We start from the raw sequence: 12,198 nt of genomic DNA, 5'->3' as shown, positions 1-12,198 counted from the left end.
CACCACCTAGCGATTCTGGTTCAGGCGGATCTGGTGAGCCAACGCCGCCGCTGTCGGTGTCGAGCGCTCTGCATCGGCGATCTTCCACGGACTATCAGTCCGAACTGGCTCCGGAAAGTCCGAGGTAGCTCCGGAAGCGGCAATGTCACTTCCGGAGCTACTTCAGACTGCTTCGCCAGAATGCGGGCTAGTTCGGACTGAAGTTGACGCGCCCTCGATCTACCTCGAGTTTGCCGGTGTTCACGACCTGACCGAGGAAGCACTGCTCCTGGCCTGTTCCAGCGCCGCCTGAAGCGTCCGACACGGGAGCGTGCCCCAGGCCGACATAGTCAGCCTGATGGCATTGCTGAGGGTGACGCTGCGTAGCATCTTCAACCTTGACGGGCGCTCAGCCCTCAGTCCCGAAGCGCCGCACGGTAACTCCACGGGCACTTCATGCACCACCCGACTTGATCCGGCTCGGGACCGTTGTAGCCGAGGTGTGCGTCATCGCGGATGCCATCAGGGTCGGCGACCAATACCGACCAGTACGTCTTCTCTGGGTCCGCCGGCGCCTAGCGAAGAACATCCGCCGTGCGGCGGTTGTGCGCCGCCGTAGTGGGGATAGGTTGCGGCTACGGGCGTTGTGGCGGTCGAGCGACGATGAAACCCGTCGTCATCGTCGACGCCAAAGGAGAAATCACATGAGTCCTTCCCGCATCCCGGCGACCCGCGCATCGCGCGCACGGCGCCGGCTCGTCCTCATCGCGGCCGTCGGCATGGCCGGGGTCGTCGCCCTGAGCGCCTGCGCCCCTCCCGGTCCCGCAAACCCGAACGCGGGCCAGACGCCGACCGTCGGTGACGTGTCGACCGAACTCACGTCCGAGGACGTCACCGTCACGATCATGACCAACACGGAAGCGTCGGACGCCCTCACCAAGATCAGCGACGCCTTCACGAAGCAGCACCCGAACGTCACGTTCGACATCGTCGCGGAAGCGAACTCGAACCTCGCGGCCAACATGTCCCGCATCCTCACGCGCAACGACCCACCCGACGTGATCTTCATGCCGAGTATCGGTCAGTTCGTGCAGGACGGGCTCATCGCGAACCTCGACCCCTACTTCGAGGCGTACGGGTGGGACAGCTGGTCGCAGGAACTGCTCGACATCAACCGCATCGATACCGACGGCCAGCGCGGCTCTGGCTCCCTCTACGCCGTCGGCATCGGCTACAACGTGACGGGCATCTTCTACAACAAGGAGATCGCCGCAGAGGTCGGCATGAGCGCGCCGCCGGCGACGTTCGCGGAGTTCGACGACTACGCGCACAAGGCCGTCGACGCCGGTTACCTCGGTCTGTCCGTGGCGGCGAAAGACGCAGGCACCCCCTTCCTCCTTCAGGAGGTGCAGACGGCTTACGGCGACAGCGATGCGATCACCGCATGGACCGCTCAGGTCCCGGGCTCGTCGTTCGCTCAGCCCGGCATGCTGAAGGCGGCGGAGAAGCTGCAGCAGTGGAAGGGCGACGGCGTGATCTCGAAGGACGCCGTCTCGGTCGACTACCCGACGATGATGGGCGACTTCCAGGCGGGCAAGGCCCTGTTCGTACCCGTCGGTGACTGGGAGGCGCAGCGCCTCGTCGCGGCCATGGGTGACAACGTGGGCTTCTTCCTCATGCCGACCGTCGAGGCGGGTGCGAAGCAGTATGCCCCCGCCTTCCCCTCCAACCACGCGATCCCGGCCGCGGCGAAGCACAAGGACGAGGCGGCGTACTTCCTCAACTGGGTGCACACGGACGAGACGGCGCGCAAGCTCATCGTCGACGTGATCGGCAGCTCCCCGGGTGGCCCCACAGACCTGCCGGCGCCGCAGACCGATGTTCCGCTCGTGCAGGAGACGTCGGAAGCGTTCCAGAAGGTGCTGGCGGGCGGAGGAGCGGTCGACTTCTTCGCCAACGTCAGTCAGGCGTTCACCCTGTCGACGATGAACCCGCTGATGCAGTCGCTGATGCTGGGCTCGAAGACGCCGCAGCAGTTCGTCGACGAGGTGCAGGCTGCCTACGAGTCGGAGCTGATGAAGTGATGGAGGGCCGGGGAGGAATGTTCCGCTCGTCCGCGAAGAGACAGCGCGTCGTGATCTCGGTCCTGTTCGTGCTGCCCGCGCTGGCCCTCTATGGCTGGCTCGTGCTCGGCTCGTTCGGACGCGCCGCGCAGTACTCGCTGTACGACTGGAACGGCATCGGAGAGGCCACGTTCGTGGGCCTGCAGAACTATCTCGATGTCTTCTCCTCCCCGGTCCGCCTCGTTTCCCTGCTCCACGCCTTCCAGCTGATGGGCTTCTTCACGGGTGTCACGCTCGTGCTGGGGCTGCTGGCGGCGGTGCTCACCCGAGCCGCCGCCGGGAGGCGTGGGGCAGGCTTCGCCCGGGCCGTCTTCTTCATGCCGCAGGTCATCCCGATCGTCGCGGCAGCGATCGGTTGGAGCTGGATCTACTCGCGTGAGGGCGCCGTCAACCAGATCCTCAACGCCACCGGCCTCGGCGCGATCACCCGCCCGTGGCTGGCCGACCCCGCCACTGCCCTGGTGGCCGTGGGATTCATCGGCACGTGGGCGCTATTGGGGTTCGTGACCCTCATGCTCACGGCCGGCATCAGCAGCATCGACCCGTCGCTGTACGAGGCTGCCCGCATCGACGGTGCGAACGCGTTCCAGGAGTTCTTCGCCGTCACCCTGCCGGGCCTGCGCCGTCAACTGGTGGTGTGCGCGACGCTCACGATCATCGCCGCCCTGGCGAGCTTCGACATCATCTACATGACCACGCAGGGCGGGCCCGACCGCGCGACGATCGTCCCCGGCGTCGACATCTACCTGCTCGCGTTCGGCGAGCAGAAGGTGGGCGCTGCGGCCGCGATGGGAATCGTCCTGATGGCGATCGTCCTGCTCGTCGTCATCCCCCTCCAGCGACTGGCCTCAAAGGACTGACCCCGTGCGCATCTCTCTGACTGAACGCGTATCGGGCGCGATCGTCCTCATCGCTCTGATCCTGTTCACACTGCTCCCGTTCGTGGCGCTGCTGTCGGTCGCGCTCTCGCCGCCCAACACGCTCCCCTCGGGGATCTCGTTCCTGCGCGAACTCCACTGGGAGAACTTCGTCACCGCGTTCCAACTGGCGCAGTTCCCGACACTCATGGTGTCCAGCGCGACGCTCGTGATCATCGTCGTGCCGCTCGTGACCCTCCTCGCCACGATGGCCGCCTACGCTCTCACCTGGCTGCGCGTTCCGTTCGCCGCCGTCCTCTTCGTGGTGTTCCTGATGGGCCTCACCATCCCGACGGAGAGCCTCATCACGCCGCTGTACCTCACCATGCGCGACCTCCAGTTGACGAACACGGTGTGGAGCGTCGCCCTGCCCCTGGCCGCGTTCCAGATCCCTTTCGGCGTCTTCTGGATGCGCACGCACTTCCTCGGGATGCCGGCCGAGCTCGAGGAGGCGGCTCAGCTGGACGGTTCCGGGCCGTTCCGCACCTTCTTCCAGATCCAGTTGCCTCTCGCGCGCCAGGCGATCGCCACGATGGTGATCCTCAGCTTCCTCTGGACGTGGAACCACTTCATCCTGACTCTGGTCATGATCGACGATCCGTCGAAGCGGACAGTGGGTGGAGCGCTCGCGGGCTTCCAGGGTGCGCAGGCGACCGATGTCGTGATGCTGTGCGCAGCGGCGCTGCTGATGATGATCCCGACGCTCGCGGTGTTCATGATCTTCCAGCGGCAGTTCTCCGCCGCACTCCTGCAAGGATCGGTGAAGGCGTGAAGGAGGTCGCGATGCCGGATTCCACCCCCCGTCGCCCCGCATACGACGCGGAACTCGCGAGTTCGCTGCTGGCGGCCGGAGGGCCCTGGGTCCTCGATTTCGCGCCCGAGACCCTCACCGCCATACAGTCCGACATCAGGTCGAGGTCCTGGCAGACGCGGGAAGCGCTCGAGGCGGAGGGCCTGGTGATCGTCGACTACGTGGCCGTCGCCGCCGATGGCCACGCCATCCCGCTTCACCACGTGTTCTCGCCTGCCGTCAGCGGACCGCGCCCGTGCATCTTCTACATTCACGGCGGGGGCATGATCCTCGGAACTCCGTGGGATTCGGCTGTCGAGTTCAGCCGTTGGATCGACGACTTCGGCGTGAGCGTGGTGACCGTCGATTACCGCATGGCGCCCGCGGTCCGCGCCCCGGTGCCCGTCGAGGACTGTCATGACGCGCTCATGTGGGTGCACGGTCACGTGTCGAGCCTGGGCATCGATCCCGACGCGATCATCGTCGCCGGCCTGAGCGCGGGAGGTGGGCTCGCCGCGGGCACCGCCCTGGCGGCGCGGGAGACCGGTGGCCCCCCGCTCCTCGGTCAGCTTCTGATGGCGCCGATGCTGGATCCCGATGCGGACGGCGACTCGATGCGCCAGCAGCCGGACGGCCCCTGGAACAGGATCGAGAACGCCACGGCATGGAAGCTGGTGCTCGGTGACGACGCGGAGAGGTCGCCCGGCTTCAACGCCCCTGCTCGAGCGGCCTGGCTCGGCGATCTCCCCCCGGCGCTACTCGAGGTCGGGTCCGCGGAGATCTTCCGCACCGAGGTGGTCGATTACGCCAGCCGCATCTGGCGAGCGGGCGGAAGCGCGGAGCTGCACGTCTGGAACGGTGGCTTCCACGGCTTCCAGGCGTATCCTCATGTGGCGGTCGCCCAAGCGGCGATCGAGACCCGCCGAAACTGGCTGGGTCGCATGTTCGGCTATGGACCCCAGGAGGCGATGAGCCATGCGAGATCTGCTGGCACGCCTGGCGCAGAGCGATGAGGCAGCGTCCGCGGCGCTGAGGGTCTTCGACTACTTCGATGCGCTCGACGCGAGCGGCGTCGGTCCGGAAGCATACGTGCGCGGGGCCGCCGCGTTGAGTTCTTGTCGTGCCGGCATGATGCTGCAGGAGCGCCGACTGACGCTGCGGATCGCTCCCAGCGGCGAACGGATGCGTGCCGAACGCGACTTCGTGCCGCAGGAGGAGTGGCTCATCGCTCCCGCGGCTCCGGCGTCGCCGGACGTGGTGTGGCTGGAGACCCCTGAGCGGAGTACGTTCCATGAGCTGATCCTCGAACGGGTGGCGCAAGGTGTGCAGCGCTGGTTGCAGCGCATGGAGGCGCTGGTGCCGGAACCGGCCCAGGCCTGGGCGATGCTGCTCAACGACCCCGTGCCCGGTGAGCGCCGACAGCAGCTGTTCGCGGCGCTCCGGCTCGACTCGTCGCGCCAGTACCAGGTCGTCGCACACGTGCCGGCCGCACCCGATGGTGGCCTGCACGCGTACACGACGGTCCAGGGCGCCCAGGTCGTCGCCACGATTCGCCCCGCGCCGTTCAGCATGGAGCATACGACCGGAGCCAAAGTGCGATACGGGATCGGGCCCGCAGTGGAGATCCCCGAGCTGCTGGACTCCTGGGAACGGGCGGTGGTGGTGCTCCGCTTGGCCCGCCAAGGAGAGGCGCTCCCGTGGGACAAGCTCGGCGTCCTCGCACCGCTCTTCCTCCGCGCGAAGCCGGAGGAGGTCATCGCCGAGCCCATCGTCCGCGCCATCGATTCCGAGAACATGCCCTGGCTCGACCAGACGATCACGGCCGTCACACAGACCGGCTCCGTGCGCGGGGCCGCCGATCTCCTGGGTCTTCATCATTCGACGGTGCAGAAGCGCATCGACAAGGTGCAGCAGCAGTTCTCGCTCAATCTCGCGAACGCACGCCACGTGTACCACCTGTGGCTTGCGTGCGCTGCTCATCGGTACGCGACGTTCGGGCGTCCCGACAACATGGCGGGCGACGTGCGGCTCACGCCCCGCCCTTTCGACCACCCGCAGCCGTGAGCACAGCTCATTCGGACTGTTAGGCGTCCGGGGAGGTGAACACGATCCGCTCGGGCTCGTCTCCGCGCCTCGCGGAGATCCGGTAGGCGAGGCCGGGGAAGTCTGCAAGCAGGCTGACGCTCGTCGTGGGGTCGGTCCAAGTCAGCCGAAGGACGCCCGGGGCGTCTTCCGCCACGTCGAACTCTCCGTTGAAGGCGGGGAACGTGTTGCGGAAACGGAGCACGTCCAGGAAGCGCTGCACCTCGGGCTTGCGCACTGCCGCAGTGATCTCGTCGGACGTGTAGTCATGCCGATTCGCCCCACGCAGATCACCGGAGGCGCGCAGGGCCTCGACGTCGTTGGCGCCAAAGAGCGCGCCGACGTAGTAGACCTGCGGGATGCCGGGAACGAACAGCTGGAACACGCGTGCCAGGAGGTAGGCGGCGTCGTCCTCACCCACCGCCGAGTAGTACGACGTCATCAACTGGTACCGCTTCGCGCCGGCCGTTCCCTTGCGGATGACGGAGGGCGGGAGAGGGAGCACGTCTTGCAACTCCCGCGTCGCCGCACTCACCCGGTCCGACACGAGATCGATCTCGTCATCGTCGAGAAGGCCCGCGACATCCACCACTCCGATGCCGTCATGGGTGTCGAGGGTGGTGAACTGCTTCCGCGGACAGATCTCCAACCAGTGCCGCAGCCGGTCCGATCGTCCACTGAACAGTGCGTGCAGTGTGAGCATCGGCAGCGCGAAGTCGTAGACCCAGTGGCCTCTCTCCGCCATCTTCAGTTGGATCTCGTAGTGCTCGTGTATCTCGGGCAGCATCTGGGTGCCGTGCTCGCGGAGCGGCGCCATGCCGATGTCGAGCACCTGCCACACCTCGGGCTCGACGAAGAAGCAACTCGTGCCCGCCCGCTTCGACGCGTACGCGAACGCGTCGAAGCGCACGATGGCGAAGCGCTCGGCAAGCATTCCTAGGTTGCGGGAGTAGTACTCCTGTGTGACGGGCTGCCAGGGATCGATGTCGATCTGCTCGGCGAAGAACGTGTTCCACAACCGCACGGTCTCGCCGTCGTCGCGCGTGAACTCGAGGAACGGCCCGGACTCCTTGCGCCTGTATAGCGCCGCCATCTCCTCGGGGGTCGGTTCGCCGCCGGGCCAGAACTCGTCCCAGTGGATGAACATGCGGCGGAACGGCGAATCGTCGCCGCGCTGCATGTAGTCGATGAACTCGCGGGAGCGGATCGAGGCGTGATTGATCATGAAATCGGCCATGAGGAAGTGGTCGCGTCCGATGTCGTCGACGTCGGACCAGTCGCCGAAGCTCGGGTCGACGATGTCGTACTCGATGACAGCGAAACCTCGATCGCCGGACGCCGGGAAGAACGGGAGGATGTGGACTCCGCCGAAAGCGCCCTCGAAGTGGGTGCGCAGCGTGCGGGCGAGCGCCTTCAGGTCACCGCCGAGGCTGTCCGCGTAGGTGATCAGCATGGCTTGGTTGACGACAGGTTGCATGGTGTCTCCGGATCAGATCTCGAGCAGATTCAGCGTGTCACGCGGGTGGCGGGGGGAGGGACGGAGAGCGCCGCCGCCTACCTCCACCCTTGAACAGCAGGTAGACGAGGAGCCCGACGGTCACCGGCGCGATCAACAGGAGATACATCTGGGAGTAGGCGTTCTCGGGCGCTGCGCCCGCGTCGACGTGGGTGGAGATCACCCAGCCGGCGATGATCGGCAGCACGAGATAGCCGAGGTCTAGGCCGATGTAGTTCGTGTTGCTCGCCACCCCGCGACGTTGAGGGCTGACCGATGTAAGCGACATCGTCTGGATCGCGGGTTGGCAGATGCCGTACCCGAGTGCGGAGATCGCGCCGGCGACCAGGAACCCCGTCAGCGTTGTGGCCTGGCTGATGACGACGAAGGAGACAGCGAACATGATCATGCCGGGGATGATCACGACCGGGAGCCCGTACACGTCGGCGAGGCGGCCGGCGAGGGGACGCGAAAGCAGGATGAAGGCCGCGTAGGCAGCGAAGAACAGGCCGATCTGCTCGACCCCTCGGGACTCGCCGTACAGCACGATGAACGTGTTGACGCCCGAGAATGCGCCTCCCAGACAGAACATGACCGTCGCGGGAACGATCGCTTCAGTGGCGACGAACGCGCGCCAACCGAACCGCACGCCGTCCGCTCCCGCGGGGCGGGGCGAACGGATGCCGAAGGCGGCCACCGCAGCTGCGAGCAGAAGGCCGGCGCCCGTGAGGAACGAGGAGGTGTATCCGAAGGACGCCAGGAGGAGGAGGCCGACCGATGGACCGACTGCCGTGCTGACTGCTTGGCCGAGTGAGAAGATCCCGATGCCCTGTGCCATTCGGCTGGAGGGGAGGACGTTGCTCGCCATCGCGAGTGTTACGGGAGCGAGAAAGCCCATCGCTGCGCCATGAAGGAGACGAGCAGCGATGAGCACCTCGATGTTCGTCGCCACCGCATAGAGCACGAAGGCGCACACGATCATCAAGACGGTTGCGGCGAGGAGATGTGAGTGGCGGGTGTGCAGGGTCGCCCAGCCCACAGCGGGTCTCACTGCCAGCGCTGTGACCGCGAAGATACCGGTAACGATTCCGACGGTGATTGACGTCGCGCCCAGGGAGTCGGCGAGCTTGGGCATCAGCGCCAGCGTCATGAACTGCGCGAACGTGATGACGAAGTTGATGCCGAAGAGGGCGGCGAAGGGGCGTGTCCAGATGCGGGCATCATCCGATCCGCGCACCATCACGTCGACTCCCACACGATCACTCCTCCGAGGCGAGGTCCTCGCTCGCATCGGTGACCATCATGTGTCGGAGCGGGGTTCGCGCTGAGCCGCCCGACGAGCGCAAACTGCAGTGCGTGAGCCGCCGGGCGGCGGCTGACACGGGCCCTGGAGCGTGGGCATAGTTGATGCGATGCGCGTCGCCCGGGCGCGCATGCACCGATCTCGACGCTGAGGAGTGACACGTGGCCCTGCTCACGATGAACACGGAGAGCAAGTACCTGCGGGCGAATCAGGCTTTCAGCATGATCCTCCCGGACATGCCGCGCGAGTGCGATCCCACCGATTTCTACAGTGAACACCGAGCGCTCCCCGTGGTGTGGCTCCTGCACGGCACTTTCGGCGACCACACCGACTGGGTGCGGCGGACCAACGTCGAGCGGTACGCGGCGAAGAAGCGCGTAGCCGTCGTGATGCCGAGCGGGATGAACACGAGCTACTCGAACTGGAGCCGCGCCATGCTCGGCTACGACATGTACGACCACGTCCTCCATGAACTGATGCCTCTGGTTCACAACTGGTTTCCGGTCTCTGACCGGCGCGAGGACAACTTCATCGCGGGACTGTCGATGGGTGGTCGCGGCGCCCTCAAGTTCGCCGTCAACAACCCGGAGCGTTTCGCGGCGGCGGCCGCCCTGTCTGCATCCCCCCGCGACTTCGCCACGTTGACCCCCGAGTATCTGGTCGAGAGCGGGCCTGTGGCTGAGCGCTTCGCGCGCGCGATCGAGAACGCGGGCGGACTCGACGCCTATCTCGCGTCGGAGGAGAACACGTGGCGCGTCATCGACGAGCGTGCGGCATCGGGGACTCTCCCTCGTCTCCTGTTCGCGTGCGGTGGAGACGACGCCTACGTCATGGACGACCTGCGCCCATTTCAGGATCATGCCCGGCAGCTGGGCCTCGACGCGGAGTTCCAGATTCGCGACGGTTTCGACCATGAGTGGGACTTCTGGGATCTCGCGATCCAAGACGCACTCGACTTCTTCGGGCTCCCGGATGTCGCCGAAGACCGGGTGTGATCCCATGCCGGAGATCGAGTCGAAGATTTACCTCCGGCCGGGCATCCCGGACGACGACAACCGCGAGTACCTCCCCGAGTCACTCAAACACTCGGACATCGTGGTCAACGAGAACGGCAACAACTCGCAGCCGTATCCTCATCGACTGATCGAGCGGCGCGAGGTCGTCATCGATGACGTCGAGGACAGGTGGTACGTCTACGTGCCCGAGAGCTACAGACCCGATTCGCCCACACCACTCATCATTTCGCTGCACGGCGGAATGATGACGGGATGGGGTCAGGCCGTCTACTCGTCGTGGACGGCCGTCGCCGATCGCGAAGGCTTCATCGTGGTGTTCCCCGACGCCCACGCTCGTCGATTCTGGACCATCGACATCGCGCCCGCGCGCGTCGAAGCGATCACGTCGCCCAACCCCGAGGGGCTCTTCCTCCACAAGCCGCCGGCGAGCCCCGAGCACAACCACGACCTCCGGTTCCTCCTTGCCCTCATCGATCTCACCGCGAGCGAATACTCGATCGATCGCGGCCGGATCTTCATGCAAGGCATGTCGATGGGCAACGCGATGGCGACGCAGTTCGCTCGGTACTTCGGAGACACACTCGCCGGCGTCGCCGGTTCCGGCGGGCTCACCGATCCCGCGCTGCTCTTCTCGGAACGGGGTGAGGTCGACAACACGGCCGGCCCTGTCCCTGTCTGGGAGTCGCGGCTCGACCTCGATATGGGGCCGACGCACTTCACAGGGGACATTCCATCGGCGGTAGTGATGAATCGTGAGTACTGGCTCCGCGTGAATGGCGCGTCTGCGCTCCCCGCGATCTCCGTGAGAGGCCCCGACAATATCGCGTTCTACCGGGGTGAGCTGGCCGACGTGGTCTTCCGTGACGTGCGCAACCGGGACCACGGGCAGACCTTCGATGACGCGGAACTGGTGTGGGATCACTTCTTCTCAGGGATGCGCCGAGAGCCCGACGGAACTGTCACGCGGTCTGAACCTCTGATACCGCTACGACCGGACCGGTTCGCGCTCGGCGTCGCCGCGGGTCGCGACTACGCGTGGATGTCAGGGGAGAGAGTGCCCATGTCCACGCGGGCATTCGCGTGGGATGCGGTGCAGTATCACGGACGAGGAGGCTCGACACTCTCGCGCAGCAGAGCTGTCTATGCTCCACTCGATCTCCTTGCCGTGGCATTCGACGCCCGGCTCATCGCCACAGGCGAAGGCGACGTGGCGACTCTCGTCCTGAGTGATGGACGTTCGGTGCAGTTCGCGCGAGGCGCGGTCGCTTGTGTGGTCAACAATCGGGTCGTCGCGATGGACGCGGAGGCTGTGCTCCGCGACGGAGTCCTCTGTATTTCCGTCGAATGGTTCGCGCTGAACCTGATGAACCTGCGTGCGTCGCAGCACTCTGACGTCGTCTACGTGACGGACCACCACTCCCTTCTCTCAGGAAACATGGCACGCCTCCTGAGCGACCTCTTGGTGAGTGACGCGTGAGCGGTGGGTTCCATCCCGATGTGCTCGTTGTGGGCGAGGCATTAATCGACATCGTCGAGGCGGGGGCATCCGTCACCGAGTCCGTCGGCGGGAGCCCCACCAATGTCGCACTCGGGCTGGGAAGGCTCGGCTACCGAACCGCGCTGTTGACTCAACTCGCCGATGACGACCGCGGCGCGGCTATCCGAGCGCACCTGCGCGCGTCCGGCGTCGCCATCCTCCCCGAGTCCTACAGCCTGGAGGAGACATCGACGGCGCGAGCACTGATCAGGGACCACGGCCAAGCCGCGTACGACTTCGCGATCACGTGGGGGCCACTGCCTCACGTCGATCGCATCCGTCCACGCGTCCTTCACACGGGGTCGTTGGCGACTTTTCTCGCGCCGGGGGCAGCGGGAGTGCGCCGAATGGTCGGAGACTGCGAAGCGGAGTACATCACCTTCGACCCGAACATCCGCCCGGCCGTACTCGGCGCGACCGACCTATTCGACACCTTCATCCAGGTGGCAGGACGAGCCACCGTGGTGAAACTCAGCGACGAGGATGCGGATTGGCTCTATCCCAACGCAACGATCGACGAGGTGATCGATGATCTCCTGGGTCGAGGTGTCGGCGTCGTCGCCGTGACGAAGGGCAGTGAGGGCGCGATTCTCTCGACGCGTCGGGCTCGAGTGAGTGTCGCCGCACCGATCACACGCGTCGTCGACACGATCGGTGCCGGCGACACCTTCATGACGTCTCTGATCGACTCGTTGCTCTCGGGCGTTCTCGAGGACGGTCATCGGGGCGACGACGAACGTGCCTTGATGCGTGCAGGCACGGCAGCGGTCCGCGCGGCGGCGATCACCGTCTCGCGGCGGGGAGCCGACCTCCCGTGGCGGCGCGAACTTCAGCCGTTCGCGGCTCGCGCTGGCCGACCCGCGTCCGCCTGAGGCGGCGAGGGATGCACCCACGATCGGGTTGGCGCTCTCGCGCATTTGCTTGACAACACCAGTCCGAACTAACTCCGGAAAGTC

The 12,198-nt window shown here is 66.0% G+C and carries 10 protein-coding genes; 8 read left to right on the top strand and 2 right to left on the bottom strand.

The genetic code is table 11. From position 1 onward, the window contains the following. Positions 1–683 precede the first annotated feature (683 nt). The 5 genes from ACPWUT_RS14275 to ACPWUT_RS14255 are packed head-to-tail and all read left to right on the top strand — an operon-like array spanning position 684 to position 5,873. Positions 684–2,063: an ABC transporter substrate-binding protein gene (locus ACPWUT_RS14275; protein ID WP_425838862.1), complete on the top strand. Its 1,380-nt coding sequence runs from the start codon at positions 684–686 to the stop codon at positions 2,061–2,063. Between the two features lie 50 nt (positions 2,064–2,113). Beyond that, positions 2,114–2,962 carry a carbohydrate ABC transporter permease gene (locus ACPWUT_RS14270; protein ID WP_425838859.1) on the top strand — a complete coding sequence of 283 codons (849 nt, stop codon included), beginning with the start codon at positions 2,114–2,116 and terminating at the stop codon, positions 2,960–2,962. Positions 2,963–2,966: 4 nt separating this feature from the next. Beyond that, entirely contained in the window at positions 2,967–3,791 is an 825-nt protein-coding gene (locus ACPWUT_RS14265; protein ID WP_425838856.1) for a carbohydrate ABC transporter permease, read from the top strand. Continuing rightward, positions 3,689–4,822: an alpha/beta hydrolase gene (locus ACPWUT_RS14260; protein WP_425838853.1), complete on the top strand. Its 1,134-nt coding sequence runs from the start codon at positions 3,689–3,691 to the stop codon at positions 4,820–4,822. Before ACPWUT_RS14265 ends, ACPWUT_RS14260 begins: the two co-directional genes overlap by 103 nt. Further along, positions 4,785–5,873 carry a helix-turn-helix domain-containing protein gene (locus ACPWUT_RS14255; RefSeq protein ID WP_425838850.1) on the top strand — a complete coding sequence of 363 codons (1,089 nt, stop codon included), beginning with the start codon at positions 4,785–4,787 and terminating at the stop codon, positions 5,871–5,873. Before ACPWUT_RS14260 ends, ACPWUT_RS14255 begins: the two co-directional genes overlap by 38 nt. 19 nt (positions 5,874–5,892) lie before the next feature. On the opposite strand, the gene gtfA is transcribed toward ACPWUT_RS14255, so the two are convergent. Together gtfA and ACPWUT_RS14245 are read right to left on the bottom strand one after the other, a co-directional pair. Continuing rightward, entirely contained in the window at positions 5,893–7,368 is a 1,476-nt protein-coding gene (gene gtfA / locus ACPWUT_RS14250; RefSeq protein ID WP_425838847.1) for a sucrose phosphorylase, read from the bottom strand. A 37-nt stretch (positions 7,369–7,405) separates the two neighbouring features. Then, positions 7,406–8,626: an MFS transporter gene (locus ACPWUT_RS14245; protein WP_425842304.1), complete on the bottom strand. Its 1,221-nt coding sequence runs from the start codon at positions 8,624–8,626 to the stop codon at positions 7,406–7,408. Positions 8,627–8,850: 224 nt separating this feature from the next. Here ACPWUT_RS14245 and ACPWUT_RS14240 point away from each other — a divergent pair, with 224 nt between their 5' ends. The 3 genes from ACPWUT_RS14240 to ACPWUT_RS14230 are packed head-to-tail and all read left to right on the top strand — an operon-like array spanning position 8,851 to position 12,114. Continuing rightward, entirely contained in the window at positions 8,851–9,684 is an 834-nt protein-coding gene (locus ACPWUT_RS14240) for an alpha/beta hydrolase (protein WP_425838844.1), read from the top strand. 4 nt (positions 9,685–9,688) lie between these two features. After that, positions 9,689–11,182 carry a hypothetical protein gene (locus ACPWUT_RS14235; RefSeq protein WP_425838841.1) on the top strand — a complete coding sequence of 498 codons (1,494 nt, stop codon included), beginning with the start codon at positions 9,689–9,691 and terminating at the stop codon, positions 11,180–11,182. Further along, a complete protein-coding gene (locus ACPWUT_RS14230; protein ID WP_425838838.1) occupies positions 11,179–12,114 on the top strand; it encodes a PfkB family carbohydrate kinase in 936 nt (311 codons plus the stop codon). The genes ACPWUT_RS14235 and ACPWUT_RS14230 overlap by 4 nt, the downstream gene beginning before the upstream one ends. Positions 12,115–12,198: the final 84 nt, after the last annotated feature.

Source organism: Microbacterium sp. PA5, from assembly GCF_049860775.1.
In the GTDB taxonomy this organism is placed as follows: domain Bacteria; phylum Actinomycetota; class Actinomycetes; order Actinomycetales; family Microbacteriaceae; genus Microbacterium.
Note: the sequence above shows the minus strand (reverse complement) of the source record. Positions and strands in the feature narration are given on the sequence as shown.